Consider the following 13,589-nt stretch of genomic DNA (forward strand, 5'->3'; position numbering starts at 1 on the left):
TCGTCAACGTTGTCGCATGGCCGGTTCCCCCGTCAGTATCGTCTCCTCAGCGCATCTGGCCGCCGGCAGCGCGCCGGCCTTGTCGGAGGCCGAATACGGGCTGCTGCTGGCCGGCCACGCCTTCAACCGCTGGATCATCCGCTGCATGGCGGCAGCCGGGCAGCCGGGGCTTTCGGCGACGGATGTGCTGGTGCTGCATACCGTGCACCACCGCGACCGGCCGAAGCGGCTGGCGGAGATCGGGCTGGTGCTCGGGATCGAGGACCAGCACCTCGTGGTCTATGCCGTGCGCAAGCTGGCGGGGCTGGGGTTGGTTGAGACGGCCCGCGTGGGCAAGGAATCGCTGGTCACGGCAACCGCCGCCGGCCAGGCGCTGTGCGCGCGCTACGCCGAGGTGCGGGAGGCGCTGCTGGCGGAGACGGTGGCGGCGGGCGGGCCGGCGGCGCAGTCGCTCAGTGAGGCGGCAGCGATCCTGCGGGCGCTGGCCGGGGCCTATGACCAGGCGGCAAGGGCGGCGGTGACGCTGTAGGCGGCCGCGCGGCTACCGCCGCCGCCGCAGCCAAAGCGTGATCATCATCACCGACACCAGGATGACCATCCCGGTCCGATTCTGCGCGATCCATTCCAGCGCCTGATCCAACAGCATGTGCTTGCCCCCCTGTCCCGCGCCGGCTGTAGGGCGCGCCCGGCATTTCGGCAAACCGCGCCCGCCCCCCCCCGAAACTTCTCGCACCACGGCGGCGCCGGGGCGGGCTAGATTGGGGCTGCGACGGCCGCCCCCCTCCCTAGCAAGATCGGTAAGGGCGTAAGATGGTAAGGCAGTAAGGGGATTCAGCGGTCGCGCTGCCCCGCGCTCTCTGCGTACCACATGTGACCGCGACACTACGGAACCGAAGCAGCTTGAGCATCTGGGGCAAGATCATCGGGGGGGCGGCGGGTTTCCTCATGGGCGGGCCGGCCGGCGCCGTCATGGGGGCATCGCTCGGGCATGCCGCCGATACCGGGGCCATGGGGGGCATGCCGCGCGCGGCGGACCTGACCGCGATGCTGGGCAACAAGGAGACGCTGTTCGCCGTCTCGGTGGTGGTGCTCTCGGCCAAGCTCGCCAAGGTGGACGGGCCGGTGAAGCGGTCGGAGATCGCCGCCTTCCGCGCCCAGTTCCGCATCCCGGAGGAGAATCTGCGCGAGGTCGGGCGGCTGTTCGACCAGGCGCGGGAGAATGCGACGGGCTACGAGCCCTTCGCCCAGCGCCTCGGCCAGGCCTTCCGCGACAACAAGGTGATGCTGGAGGATGTGCTGCACGCGCTCTTCGCCATCGCCCGCGCCGATGGGCCGCCGACGCGGTCGGAGCTGGAGTTCCTCGGCACCGTCCATGCCCGCTTCGGGCTGGAGGCCGCGGCCTGGGAACGCGCGCTGCGGGGCTATGTCGCCGGGCAGCGGCATGAGGTGGACAAGGTGGACCCCTATGCCGTGCTGGGCGTGCGGGAGGATGCCCCGGATAGCGAGGTCCGCGCCGCCTGGCGCGCCCTGATGCGCGACCACCACCCGGACAGCCTGGCCGCGCGGGGGGTGCCCGAGGCCTTCGCCAAGCGGGCGACGGACAAGGTCGCGGAGATCAATGCGGCATGGGACCGGATCAAGCGGGCCCGGGGGCTTTAGAACGGGGGCTTTAGGCCGATGTATGATGTGATCGTGGTCGGTGCCGGCTCGGCCGGCGCGCCGCTTGCCGCGCGGCTGTCGGAGGATGGGCACCGCCGCGTGCTGCTGCTGGAGGCCGGGCGGGACTGGCGCGCGGCCGAGGCGCCGGCGGCGCTGCGCAGCGCCAACATCATCCCCTTCATGCATGACCCAGCGCATCAGGCGGCCTGGCAATGGCCCGGGCTGATGACGCGGCGGACCGCGGTGCAGGCGCCGCGCTTCTACTGGCGCGGCAAGGCCATGGGCGGGTCGTCCACCGTCAATGCGCAGATCGCCATCCGCGGCGTGCCGGCGGCCTTCGACGCCTGGGCGGAGTTCGGCTGCGAGGGCTGGTCGGCCGAGGATGTGATGCCGATCTACGACGCCATCGAGGATGACGCCGAAACCGGCACCGCCCCCGGCATCCGCCAGGGGGGGCCGCTGCCGGTCTATCGCATGCCGGTCGCGGAATGGGGCGCGGTCGATCTCGGGCTGCGCGATGCGGCGCTGGCGGCGGGCTATCCCTGGAAGGCGGATCTGAACGCGCCGGAGGGCGAGGGCGTCTCCTGCAACCCGATCAACCTGCGCGACGGGCTGCGGGTGACGACCAATGACGGCTACCTGGAACCGGCGCGGGGGCGGGCAAACCTGACCATCCGCGGCGGCGCGCTGGTGGACCGGGTGCTGTTCGACGGCAAGCGGGCGCGCGGCGTGCGGGTCCGGCTGGATGGCGCGTGGCAGGAGATCGCGGCGCGCGAGGTGGTGCTCTGCGCCGGCGCCATCCATAGCCCGGCGATGCTGATGCGCTCGGGGATCGGCCCGGCGGCGGCGCTGGCGGGGCTCGGCATCCCGGTGGTGAAGGATCTGCCCGGCGTCGGGCAGAACCTGATGGACCATCCGATCCTGCGCGCCAGCATGGCGCTGAAGCCCGGCTTCCGGGCGCAAGGCGCCGATGCGCGCCACACCAATTGCTGCCTGACCTATAGCAGCGGCCTCGGCGGCGGTGGCGAGCGGGACATGATCATGATCGCCTACAATCATCGCGGCCTGACGCCCGATGGCGGGCCGGCGAGCGATGGCGCGGTGGGGGTCGCGCTCTACGACGCGTTTTCGCGCGGGGCGTTGCGGCTGGTCTCGGCCGACCCCGAGGCCCAGCCGGAGGTCGAGGAGAACATGCTGGCCGATCCGCGCGACCGGCTGCGGCTGCGCGACGGGGTGCGGCGGCTGGCGGCGCTGACCGCGCTGGCGCCGCTGGCGGAGATCGCCGCCGCGATCACCTTCGGCGACAGCGGCCTCTCGATGGCGCGGGCGGCGGCCCTTGAGGATGACGCGCTGGACGACATCATGCTGCGCGAGGCGAGCGACATCCAGCACGCCGCCGGCACCTGCCGCATGACGGCCTATGAGGACCAGCGCGGCGTGCTGGACCCGGAATTGAAGGTGCGCGGCGTCGAGGGGCTGCGCGTCGCCGATGCCTCGATCATGCCGACGGATTGCCGCGCCAATCTGCACTTCACCTGCGTGATGATCGGCGAGGCGCTGGCGCGGCGGATGCGGGCCGAGGCGCGCCGGTGATGCGCCGCATCGAGGCCCCGAGCCCGAACCACGACGAACGCGACGCGCCGGTGGATGTGCTGATCCTGCACTACACCGACATGATGACCGGGGCCGCGGCCATCGCCCGGCTGCGCGACCCGCAGGCGAAGGTCTCGGCGCATTACGTGGTCGAGGAGGATGGCACCGTCTTCCACCTGGTGCCGGAGGAGCGCCGCGCCTGGCACGCCGGCATCTCCCATTGGCGCGGGCATGAGCAGTTGAACGGCCGCAGCATCGGCATCGAGGTCGTGAACCCCGGCCATTCCTGCGGCTACCGCCCCTTCCCCGCCTTGCAGATGGCGGCGGTCTGCGACCTGTGCCTGGAGATCCTGTCCCGCCACCCGATCCCGGCGCGCAATGTGGTGGCCCATTCGGACGTCTCGCCGGATCGGAAACGCGACCCGGGGGAGTTGTTCGACTGGCAGGGGCTGGCGGAGAACGGCGTCGGCCGGTTTCCCGCCGGCGTGGCGGGCGATGATCCGGCGCCGGCCGATCCGGCCGAATTACGCGCGCTGCTGGCCGCCATCGGCTATCGCCAGGATCTGCCCGATGCGGTGCTCTTCACCGCCTTCCAACGCCATTGGCGCGCGGAGCGGGTCGATGGCCGCGCCGATGCCGGCACGCTTGCGCGGGCGAAGGCGGTTGCCGCAGGCTGAGGCCGAGAGGGAGCACTCCGATGCTGGACCACATTGGCCTTGTCGTATCCGACCTGGAGCGCTCCAGGCGCTTCTACCTCGCAGCCCTGCCGCCGCTCGGCATCGGCGTCGAGATGGAGGTGACGGCGGAAGAAACCGGCGGTCACGCCCATCTCGGCCTCGGCACCGCGGGCAAGCCGTTCTTCTGGGTCAGCGGTGGCGCCGCCGCCTCCGGTCCCATCCATGTCGCCTTCACCGCGACCACGCGGGCTGCGGTCGATGCCTTTCATGCGGCGGCGCTGGCGGCGGGCGGCCGCGACAATGGCGGGCCGGGGCTTCGCCCGCATTACCACCCGAACTACTACGCCGCCTTCGTCTTCGACCCCGACGGCAACAACATCGAGGCGGTCTGCCACACACCGGCTTGACCTGACCGGCCCAGGCGCGCATCCCCCGCGCGGTGCCAGGTGGCCAGACGACCGCGGGCCGGGGAGCGATCCCCGGTCGGAGGAAAGTCCGGGCTCCATGGAAGGACGGTGCCGGCCAACGGCCGGCGAGGGTCAAACCTCAGGGAAAGTGCCACAGAAAACAAACCGCCCGGACGGGCGACCCCTTACGGGGTGACCCCTCCAGGCATGGGTGAAACGGTGGGGCAAAAGCCCACCGCGCCCCCGGCAACGGGGGCGGCACGGCAAACCCCACCGGGAGCAAGGCCGAATAGGGGCGGCCGGGCCGAGGCGGAGCGATCCACCGGACGCCAGGGGCCTTTCAACCCGCCGCCCGGGTTGGCCGCGTGAAGCCTGCGGTGACGCAGGCTCCAGAGGAATGGTCGTCCGCGCCCGCAAGGGCGTGACAGAACCCGGCTTATCGGCCGCCTGGCACCTTTTACCCGATAGTATTGACCAAGGCTCCCCGCGTTGCGGGGCCGCGTCTTATCGAATGTTGAAGTGAGGTCACGCGCGCGTGACAATTGTTCGTTGTTTGTTCGTGTCACTTCTTCACGAATTATAAAATCCCACCCGAAGGCGTTAACAACCCTTGGTTGCCCAAATCCACCCATGCTATCCCATGTCCACCCGCGAGAGACCCAGTACTCAGGGGGGTGAGGGGTCTCCGATCAGACGGGTGGGTCGGGCGAGCCGGCAGGGTCGGGGGGCCTTGCCGGCCGCTCCGATCAGGCCAAGCCAACCAGGGGAGGGGGCGCCGGAACATGACGCGTTTCCCTCACAACACCGCCCCTGACCGGGCCGCCCGATGAGCGCCTTTCTCGGCACGCACGCGGTCAAGCTGGACCGCAAGGGCCGCCTTTCGGTGCCCTCGGCCTTCCGCAATGCGCTCTCGCGCCTGGGCACCGAGGATCTCGTGCTGCGCCCGTCGCGCCGCCTGCCCTGCATCGAGGCCCTGCCCCAGCCCGCCTTCGACGCCCAGGCCCGCGCGCTGGACGCGCTCGACCCCTTTTCCGAGGAACGCGAAGACCTGGCCTCCGAACTCTATTCCGACGCCTTCCCGATGCGCCCCGACACCGAAGGCCGCGTGACACTGCCGGATACACTCGCGAAACACGCCGCCCTGACCGACAGCCTGCTCTGTGTCGGCCTGGGCACACATTTCCAGCTTTGGGAGCCGGCGGCCTGGGCGGCGCGCTCGGCCGCCCTGCGCACCCGCTCGCGCGGTGCCGCATGAGCCACATTCCGGTGATGCTGGCCGAGGTGCTGGACATGCTCGCCCCCCGCGACGGCGCCCTCTATTGCGATGGCACCTTCGGCGGCGGCGGCTATGCCGCGGCGATCCTGGAGGCCGCCGGCTGCACCCTCTATGCGATCGACCGCGACCCCGACGCGATTGCGCGCGGCGCGCCCCTCGCGGCCGCCCATCCCGGCCGGCTGCATCTGCTCGAAGGCCGCTTTGGCGAGATCGGATCGCTGATGGCATCGCAGAACATCGCCCTGCTGGATGGTATCGTTCTCGATCTCGGGGTCTCATCTTTCCAGATCGATCAGCCGAATCGGGGCTTTTCCTTCCGCAGTGAGGGCCCTCTCGACATGCGGATGGAACGCGCCGGCCCCTCGGCCGCCGATCTCGTGAATTCGCTGCCGGAGAAGGAGCTGGCCGACGTGCTGTTCACCTTCGGCGAGGAGCGCCATTCCCGCCGCATCGCGCGGGCCATCGTGGCCGCGCGCGCCGAGTCCCCGATCGAAACCACCCAGCGTCTGGCCGAGATCATCCGTGCCAATGTGCCGCGCGATCCCTCCGGCATGGATGGCGCGACGCGCTCCTTCCAGGGCCTGCGGATCAGGGTGAACGACGAGCTGGGCGAGATCGAGCGTGGCCTTGCCGCCGCGACGGCATTGCTCGCCCCCGGCGGGCGGCTCGTGGTCGTCGCCTTCCATTCGCTGGAGGACAGGATCGTGAAGCGCTTCATGGCCGCCGCCTGCGGCCGCACGCCGAGCCCCGGCCGGCACAATCCCGCAGCACTGATGGCCCGCCCGGCGCCAACCGATTTCCGCCTGCTCACCCCCCAGGCCCTGCGCCCGGGGTCCGACGAAACCCACCGGAACCCGCGCGCCCGAAGCGCGCGGCTGCGCGCGATGGAGCGCCTGGCCGCATGATGCGTCCCCTCACGATCCTGATCCTGCTCGGCGCCGCCGGCGCCGGGCTGCATCTCTATTCGGTCAAGCAGAGCACCGCGGTGCTGGAGCGGGAGCTGCGCGACATCCTGCGCCAGACCGAGGCGGCGCGGGAACGCAGCCAGGTGCTGCGCGCCGAATGGGCGCTGTTGAACCAGCCGGACCGGCTGCGCCGCGTCGTCGAGCAGCATCTGACCCTGGAGCCGATGGCGCCGTCCCAGTTCGTCCGCCTCACGGACATGGACCGCCGCCTGCCGGAGCGCGTCGCCTTCGCCGGTGCGCCGAGCCTCTTCGCCGATCCGGCGCCGGTCGAGGGCCGGGAGACGCTGCTCGCCGGGCGCGCGCGCGCCGCCGCCGTGGTTGCCGCGGCTGCCCCCGTGGCACCGGCCCCCGTGTCATCGGCCCCCGTGTCACCGGCCCCCGTGTCACCGGCAGCCTTGGCGCCGGCAGCCTTGGCAGCGGCAGCCGTCACCTCCGCCCCCATCGCCCTGGCCAGCATCGAGCCCCCTGCCCAGGCCCCGGCCCCGCGCCCGCATGCGCCGCCGCCGCCCACGCCGATGGCCCAGCCGGCCGCGGCCGAGCGCCCGCTTGCCCCGCCCGTCACCCATGCGAGCCCGCCCGCCGCCTCGGTCCAGGTCGTGCGCGTCGCCGCCGTCGCGGCCCCCGCCCCGGCCCGCCCGGCCCCCGCGCCCCGTGCGGTCACCGTGGCCGTGGCCGCCCCGCGCGCCGCACCGTCCCGCCCCGCCTTGGGCCGCGACGCCGACACCCCCAACGCCGCGGCCCAGTTCCGCGCCCCGGCGCCGGCCGTCAGCGCGCTGGGCGGCATGGCGCGCAGCGACCAGCCGATGCTGCCGCCCCCCGTCCCCTATGGCGGCGGCGGGCTGATCAGCTCGGCCAATGCCGCGACGCTTTACGGCTCGGCGGCGCGATGACCGGCGCCCCCCGCGGCGCCCCGCCGCCCGACGCCGAGCCGCTGCGCAGGGTGCCCTCACCCGAGCGCCCGGCGCGGCCCGCGCCCGGCACCGCCGTCGCCTCCACCGCCGATCCCGGCCTGCACGGCGTCCGCGCCGCGCGGGCCATGACGCGCAGCCGGCTCAAATTCGCCGCCATTGGTTTCTCGGTGCTGTTCGGCGCGGTCGGGCTGAAGCTCGCCGATGCCACGATCTTCGACCCCGCGACCCCGCGCCGGGTCGGCGCCGCCCTGCGCCCGGTCATCGCCGCCGCCACCGAACCCACGGTCAGCCGTGGCGCCATCACCGATCGCAATGGCGAAATCCTCGCCGTCTCGCTGCCGATCACCGCGCTCTATGCCAATCCCCGGGTGATCGAGAATCCGCGCAGCGTCGCGCTGCGGCTGGCCGCGGTGCTGCCGCAGCTCGATGTCGATCTCGTCACCGCGCGGCTCTCGACCGACCGGCAATTCGCCTACCTCGCCCGCGCGCTGACCCCGCGCGAGGTCGCCGCGGTCAACGGCCTCGGCATCCCGGGGCTGGAGTTTCAGGAGGCCGAGCGCCGCTACTACCCGCAGGGTCGCGCCGCGGTGCATGCGCTCGGCGCCGTCGATGTCGATGGCAATGGCATCGCCGGCGTCGAGCGGTTCTTCGACGAGCGGCTGCGGCTGCGCGCCTCGGACCAGCTTCGCCTCTCGCTCGATATCCGCGTGCAGCTCGCGCTGCGTGAAGCGGTGGCCAAGGCGATCGCCGACTACAGCGGCATCGGCGGCGCCGGCGTGGTGCTGGATGTCCGCACCTCCGAAGTCATCTCCATGGTCAGCCTGCCGGATTTCGACCAGTACGACCTCGGCTCGGCCACCTCCGACCAGCGCTTCAACCGCGTCACCGTGGGACTCTACGAACCGGGCAGCACCTTCAAGCTGTTCACCACCGCCATGGCGCTGGAGGCCGGGACCACCACCGTCATGGGCGGCTATGATGCCGCCAGCCCGATCCGCATCGGCCGGTTCACCATCAGCGATTATCGCGGCAAGGGCCGCTGGCTCGCGCTGCCGGAGATCCTGGCCTACTCGTCCAACCTCGGCGCCGCGCATATGGCCGAGGCGGTGGGCACGCTGCGCCATCGCGCCTTCATGGGTGCCGCCGGCCTGCTGGACCGCCAGCGGATCGAGCTGCCGGAGACGGCAACCCCCCTCGCCCCTTCCGCGCGAAGCTGGCGCGAGGTCAACACGCTGACCATCGGCTTCGGCCACGGCATCTCGGTGACGCCGCTGCATGTGGTGAACGGGGTCGCGGCGCTGGCCAATGGCGGCATTCTGCGCCGCCCCACCATCCTGGCGCATCCCGACGGCGAGGAGCGCGAGGGCATTCGGCTGGTGTCGGAGCGCACCTCGGAGACCATCCGCCGGCTGATGCGCCTCGTCGTCACCGATGGCTCGGGCCGCTCGGCCGAGGTTCCGGGCTATTTCGTCGGCGGCAAGACCGGCACGGCGCAGAAGACCGGGCCGAACGGCAACTACCTCGCCAACAAGCGGATCGCGGCCTTCGTCGGTGCCTTCCCGATGTATGCGCCGCGCTACGCCGTCTATGTGATGGTGGATGAGCCCTCGCCGAATGCGATGAGCCATGGCTTCGCCACTGCCGGCTGGGTCGCCGCCCCCGCCGCGCATACGGTCATCAGCCGCATCGCCCCGATCCTGGGCCTGGTGCCGGAGGACCCGGCCAATCCCGCGCTGATCGCCGCGACGCGGATGCCGTTGCAGCCCCGCGCCAGCGGCGCCCCCCCGGTCACGGCGCCCGCCGCCGAGCCCGGCACCATCACTGCCGCCGTCGCCGCCATGAACGCGGTGATGCCCCGCCCGGCCGCGGCCCCGGCGGCACGCCCCGGCACCGCCGCCGAGGCCGAGCCGGCCCGCCGCCCCTCAGGCGGTGCCGCGCCCGCCCGCCCGCCCAGCCGCGCGACCACCGGCGCCACGCCGCCCCGGCCCCACCGGGGCGAACCGGTGGCCCCGGTCCCGGCCCACATCCTGCCGCCGCCGGTGCCGATCAACCGCGCCTCCCCCCTCCGCCTCACCTCGGGCGAGCCGCCCGCGCTGCATCAGGCGGTCCTGGGGCCGGAGAGCCAGCGTGACGCTCGCTGAGATGCTGGCGCGCGAACCCGCCATCGCCCTGACCAGCGGCGAGACCGGCGCCGAGCTGGCCGGGCTGACGGCCGATAGCCGCGCCGTCGCGCCGGGGTTCCTCTTCGCCGCCCTGCCCGGGGTCCGCGCCGATGGCCGCGGCTTCATCGCCGAGGCGGTGGCCCGCGGGGCCGCCGCCGTGCTGGCGCCCGAGGGCACCGAATGGCCGCCCGGCGTGCCGCCCCGCCCGCTGCTGACCGCCGCCGACCCGCGCCGCGCCTTCGCCCGCATGGCGGCGGCGCATTACGGGCTGCAGCCGGCCTGCATCGTCGCCATCACCGGCACCAACGGCAAGACCAGCACCGCCGAGTTCCTGCGCCAGATATGGGCCCTGGACGGCGGCGGCCCCGCCGCCTCGCTCGGCACGCTCGGGCTGACGCGGGACGGCGTCTCCTCCGGCCCCGGCCTGACCACCCCCGATCCGGTGGCGCTGCATGCCATGCTGGCGCGGCTGGCGCGGGACGGCGTCGGCCGGCTGGCGATGGAGGCCTCCTCGCACGGGCTGGACCAGCGGCGGCTGGATGGGGTGCGGCTGCATGCGGCGGGGTTCAGCAACCTCACCCGCGACCATCTGGATTACCATCACGACCTCGCCGGGTATCGCGCCGCCAAGCTGCGGCTGTTCGAGGTGCTGCTGCCGCCCCAGGCCGCCGTCGTCGCCAATGCGGATATGGACCCCGTGACCCTGGGCGCGCTCGCCGGCATCGCCGCGCGCCGGCAGCTGCGGCTGCTGACGGTCGGCGAGGCCGGGCGGGACCTGCGCCTCCTCTCCGCGCAGCCCTTGCCGGAGGGGCTGGCGCTGGAGATCGCCGCCTTCGGCGCGCGGCATGCGGTGATGCTGCCGCTGGTCGGGCGCTTCCAGGCCGACAATGCGCTGCTGGCCGCGGGGCTTGCGGCGGTGACGGGCGGGCGGGACCCGCTGTCGGCGCTGGCGCGGCTCACGGGCGTGCGCGGGCGGATGGAGCTGGCCGCGCGCCTGCCCAATGGCGCCGCCGTCTATGTCGATTACGCGCATACGCCGGATGCGCTGGCGCGGCTGCTGGCGGCGCTGCGCCCGCATGCGACGGGGAAGCTGGTGGCCGTGTTCGGCGCGGGCGGGGATCGCGATCCGGGCAAGCGGCCGTTGATGGGCGCGGTGGTGGCGGCGCACGCCGACCTCGCCTTCATCACCGACGACAATCCCCGCGGCGAGGACCCGGCCCTGATCCGCGCCGCGATCCGCAGCGCCTGCCCCGAGGGCATCGAGATCGGCGACCGCGCGCGGGCCATCGCCGAAGCCATGGCCGCCCTCGGCCCCGGCGATGTGCTGGCGGTCGCGGGCAAGGGGCATGAGCCGGGCCAGACCATCGCCGGCGTCACCCATCCCTTCGACGATGTGTCGGTGGTGCGGGGCCTGGCGGGATGAGCGCGCTCTGGACCGCCGCCGAATTGCGGCAGGCGACCGGCGGGACCGGGGGCGCCGATGTGACGGGCGTGGCCATCGACAGCCGCGCCGTGGTGGCCGGCGACCTGTTCGTCGCCCTGCGCGCCGAACGCGACGGGCATGCCTTCGTCGCCGATGCGCTCGCCCGGGGTGCGGCCTGCGCCATGGTCGCCGAGGACGTGCCGGGCTTGCGCGTCGCCGATACGCTGGTGGGGCTCGCCGCCCTCGGCGCCGCCGGCCGGGCGCGGACGAGCGCCCGCGTCGTCGCGGTGACCGGCAGCGTCGGCAAGACCACGGTGAAGGAGATGCTGCGCCACGGCCTCGCCGGGCAGGGCCTGACCCATGCCAGCGCCGCCAGCCACAACAACCAATGGGGCGTGCCGCTGACCCTGGCCCGCCTGCCGCGCGCGGCCCGCTACGCAGTCATCGAGATCGGCATGAACAACCGCGGCGAGATCGCCCCCCTCGCCCGCCTGGCGCGGCCCGATGTGGCGGTGGTGACCAACATCGGCACCGCCCATGTCGGCAACCTCGGCAGCGAGGCGGCGATCGCGGCGGAGAAGGGCGATATCCTGCTGGGCCTGGAGCGGGGCGGCATCGCCGTGCTGCCCGCCGACAGCCCGCATTTCGCCGCCCTGGCCGCCACGGCGCCCGGGCGGGTGGTGGGCTTCGGCCACGCCGCCGGCGCCCAGGCGCGGCTGCTTGAGGTCCGCGAACAGGCCGGTTCGGTCGAGGTGTCGGCGCGGCTCTATGGCCATCACATCGCCTTCACTGTTGGCGCCCCCGGCGCGCATATGGCGATGAACGCCATCGCGGCGATCGCCGCCGCCGCCGCCCTCGGCGCCGATCCGCTGGGCTTCGCCGCCTCCCTGGCCACGTTCGGCGCGGGCGCGGGGCGCGGGCAGCGCGTCGTGCTGAGGCTGCCCGGCGGCGGCAGCGCGCTGCTGCTGGACGAATCCTACAACGCCTCGGTCGCCTCGGTCCGCGCCGCCCTTTCGGTGCTGGCGGCGCAGGAGGCGCGCCGGCGCATCGCGGTGCTCGGCGACATGCTGGAGCTGGGCGAGGCGGGGCCCGCGCAGCACCTCTGTCTCCTCCCCGACGTCGTGGGCGTGGCCGATCTCGTCTTCTGCTGCGGCCCCCTGATGAGGCGCCTGTTCGAGGCCCTGCCGGCCGAACGCCGCGGCCAGGCCACCGCCGACAGCACCGCCTTGGCGCCGCTGGTGGCGGGGGTGCTGCGGGATGGCGATGCGGTGATGGTGAAGGGCTCCCTCGGCAGCCGCATGGCGGTGGTGGTCGCCGCATTGAAGGAACTGGCAGCATGATCCCGCTTTTGCTGTCGGGGCTGTCCGATGACTTCATCGCCTTCAACCTCGTCCGCTACACGACCTTCCGCGCGGGTGCGGCCTGCATCACGGCGCTGCTGATCAGCCTCGTCTTCGGCGCGCGCATCATCCGCTGGTTGCGCTCCTTCCAGCGCGGCGGGCAGCCGATCCGCGAGGATGGCCCCGAACGCCATCTGATCGAGAAGAAGGGCACGCCGACCATGGGCGGGGTGCTGATCCTGCTCGGCATCGCCGCCGCGACGCTGCTTTGGGCGGATCTGCGCAATGGCATGGTCTGGGCGGTGCTGATGGTCACCATCGGCTATGGCGCGATCGGCTTCGTGGACGACTGGCTGAAGGTCACCAAGCGCAACACCAAGGGCGTGTCCGGCCGCACCAAGCTGGTGGCGCAGGCGGTGATCGGGCTGCTCGCCTCGGTCTGGATCACCGCGCTGATGCCCCCCGCCCTGCAGGGCGCCTTCGTCTTTCCGGTCTTCAAGGAAGCGCTGCTGAACTTCGGGCTGCTGTTTCCGCTGGTCGGCATGTTCGTGATGATGGGCGCCTCGAACGCCGTGAACCTGACCGATGGGCTGGATGGGCTGGCGATCGTGCCGGCGATGATCGCCGCCGGCGTCTTCGCGCTGATCGCCTATCTCGTCGGCAACCGCATCTTCGCCGATTATCTGCAACTGCATGGCGTGCCCGGCGCGGGCGAGCTTGCGGTGTTCTGCTCGGCGCTGGTCGGTGCGGGGCTCGGCTTCCTCTGGTTCAACGCGCCGCCGGCGGCGGTGTTCATGGGCGATACCGGCAGCCTCGCCCTTGGCGGCGCGCTCGGCGCCGTCGCGGTCGCGACCAAGCATGAGGTGGTTCTGGCCATCGTCGGTGGGCTGTTCGTGGTCGAGACGCTGTCCGTCATCATCCAGGTGTTCTGGTACAAGCGCACCGGCAAGCGCGTCTTCCTGATGGCGCCCTTGCACCACCACTTCGAGAAGAAGGGCTGGGCCGAGGCCACCATCGTCATCCGCTTCTGGATCATCGCGATGATCCTCGCCCTCGTCGGCCTCTCGACGCTGAAGATCCGATGAGATACCGTCACGCTGAGCAAGCGCTTTTTGTGTGGTCCGCAGGCGCGGTCGGCTGCGTTGTGTTGGGACTACGCCGCCCGCGCCTGCTCTG

General features: G+C 72.6%; 12 protein-coding genes and 1 other RNA gene. All 13 read left to right on the forward strand.

Going from position 1 to position 13,589, the window contains the following annotated elements:
- The first annotated feature begins 16 nt into the window (after positions 1-16).
- The 13 genes from C8P66_RS08925 to mraY all read left to right on the forward strand — a co-directional run bounded on the left by C8P66_RS08925 (position 17) and on the right by mraY (position 13,498).
- Positions 17-529 (forward strand): winged helix DNA-binding protein, encoded by a 513-nt coding sequence (locus C8P66_RS08925; RefSeq protein ID WP_245903346.1) that lies wholly within the window; start codon positions 17-19, stop codon positions 527-529.
- A gap of 371 nt (positions 530-900) precedes the next feature.
- On the forward strand, positions 901-1,659 hold the full coding sequence (locus C8P66_RS08930) for a TerB family tellurite resistance protein (protein ID WP_111397896.1): 759 nt from the start codon (positions 901-903) through the stop codon (positions 1,657-1,659).
- Between the two features lie 18 nt (positions 1,660-1,677).
- Entirely contained in the window at positions 1,678-3,252 is a 1,575-nt protein-coding gene (locus C8P66_RS08935; protein WP_111397897.1) for a GMC family oxidoreductase, read from the forward strand.
- A complete protein-coding gene (locus C8P66_RS08940; RefSeq protein ID WP_111397898.1) occupies positions 3,252-3,929 on the forward strand; it encodes an N-acetylmuramoyl-L-alanine amidase in 678 nt (225 codons plus the stop codon). Before C8P66_RS08935 ends, C8P66_RS08940 begins: the two co-directional genes overlap by 1 nt.
- Positions 3,930-3,949: 20 nt before the next feature.
- Positions 3,950-4,336, forward strand: coding sequence for a VOC family protein (locus tag C8P66_RS08945; protein WP_111397899.1), 387 nt, complete (start codon positions 3,950-3,952; stop codon positions 4,334-4,336).
- A 35-nt stretch (positions 4,337-4,371) separates the two neighbouring features.
- An RNA gene (gene rnpB / locus C8P66_RS08950) (RNase P RNA component class A) lies at positions 4,372-4,791 on the forward strand.
- Between the two features lie 371 nt (positions 4,792-5,162).
- Complete coding sequence (gene mraZ / locus C8P66_RS08955; RefSeq protein ID WP_111397900.1) at positions 5,163-5,591, forward strand: division/cell wall cluster transcriptional repressor MraZ; 429 nt, start codon at positions 5,163-5,165, stop codon at positions 5,589-5,591.
- Positions 5,588-6,517: a 16S rRNA (cytosine(1402)-N(4))-methyltransferase RsmH gene (rsmH, locus tag C8P66_RS08960; RefSeq protein WP_111397919.1), complete on the forward strand. Its 930-nt coding sequence runs from the start codon at positions 5,588-5,590 to the stop codon at positions 6,515-6,517. Before mraZ ends, rsmH begins: the two co-directional genes overlap by 4 nt.
- Positions 6,514-7,467, forward strand: coding sequence for a cell division protein FtsL (gene ftsL, locus C8P66_RS08965; protein WP_111397901.1), 954 nt, complete (start codon positions 6,514-6,516; stop codon positions 7,465-7,467). The genes rsmH and ftsL overlap by 4 nt, the downstream gene beginning before the upstream one ends.
- Positions 7,464-9,629 carry a peptidoglycan D,D-transpeptidase FtsI family protein gene (locus tag C8P66_RS08970; RefSeq protein ID WP_111397902.1) on the forward strand — a complete coding sequence of 722 codons (2,166 nt, stop codon included), beginning with the start codon at positions 7,464-7,466 and terminating at the stop codon, positions 9,627-9,629. Before ftsL ends, C8P66_RS08970 begins: the two co-directional genes overlap by 4 nt.
- Position 9,630: 1 nt before the next feature.
- Positions 9,631-11,073, forward strand: coding sequence for a UDP-N-acetylmuramoyl-L-alanyl-D-glutamate--2,6-diaminopimelate ligase (locus C8P66_RS08975; RefSeq protein WP_111397920.1), 1,443 nt, complete (start codon positions 9,631-9,633; stop codon positions 11,071-11,073).
- Positions 11,070-12,413 (forward strand): UDP-N-acetylmuramoyl-tripeptide--D-alanyl-D-alanine ligase, encoded by a 1,344-nt coding sequence (locus C8P66_RS08980; RefSeq protein ID WP_111397903.1) that lies wholly within the window; start codon positions 11,070-11,072, stop codon positions 12,411-12,413. The genes C8P66_RS08975 and C8P66_RS08980 overlap by 4 nt, the downstream gene beginning before the upstream one ends.
- Positions 12,410-13,498: a phospho-N-acetylmuramoyl-pentapeptide-transferase gene (gene mraY, locus C8P66_RS08985; protein ID WP_111397904.1), complete on the forward strand. Its 1,089-nt coding sequence runs from the start codon at positions 12,410-12,412 to the stop codon at positions 13,496-13,498. The genes C8P66_RS08980 and mraY overlap by 4 nt, the downstream gene beginning before the upstream one ends.
- Positions 13,499-13,589 lie beyond the last annotated feature (91 nt).

The sequence above is a fragment of the Humitalea rosea genome (assembly GCF_003253705.1).
GTDB classification, from domain to species: Bacteria; Pseudomonadota; Alphaproteobacteria; order Acetobacterales; family Acetobacteraceae; genus Humitalea; species Humitalea rosea.

Bases quoted from the DNA above. Each gene is read 5' to 3' on its own strand.
- C8P66_RS08935 (WP_111397897.1), top strand. From the start codon at position 1,678: ATGTATGATGTGATCGTGGTCGGTGCCGGCTCGGCCGGCGCGCCGCTT.
- C8P66_RS08940 (WP_111397898.1), top strand. From the start codon at position 3,252: ATGCGCCGCATCGAGGCCCCGAGCCCGAACCACGACGAACGCGACGCG.
- C8P66_RS08975 (WP_111397920.1), top strand. From the start codon at position 9,631: ATGCTGGCGCGCGAACCCGCCATCGCCCTGACCAGCGGCGAGACCGGC.
- C8P66_RS08980 (WP_111397903.1), top strand. From the start codon at position 11,070: ATGAGCGCGCTCTGGACCGCCGCCGAATTGCGGCAGGCGACCGGCGGG.
- ftsL (WP_111397901.1), top strand. From the start codon at position 6,514: ATGATGCGTCCCCTCACGATCCTGATCCTGCTCGGCGCCGCCGGCGCC.
- mraZ (WP_111397900.1), top strand. From the start codon at position 5,163: ATGAGCGCCTTTCTCGGCACGCACGCGGTCAAGCTGGACCGCAAGGGC.
- rsmH (WP_111397919.1), top strand. From the start codon at position 5,588: ATGAGCCACATTCCGGTGATGCTGGCCGAGGTGCTGGACATGCTCGCC.
- mraY (WP_111397904.1), top strand. From the start codon at position 12,410: ATGATCCCGCTTTTGCTGTCGGGGCTGTCCGATGACTTCATCGCCTTC.
- C8P66_RS08945 (WP_111397899.1), top strand. From the start codon at position 3,950: ATGCTGGACCACATTGGCCTTGTCGTATCCGACCTGGAGCGCTCCAGG.
- C8P66_RS08970 (WP_111397902.1), top strand. From the start codon at position 7,464: ATGACCGGCGCCCCCCGCGGCGCCCCGCCGCCCGACGCCGAGCCGCTG.
- C8P66_RS08925 (WP_245903346.1), top strand. From the start codon at position 17: ATGGCCGGTTCCCCCGTCAGTATCGTCTCCTCAGCGCATCTGGCCGCC.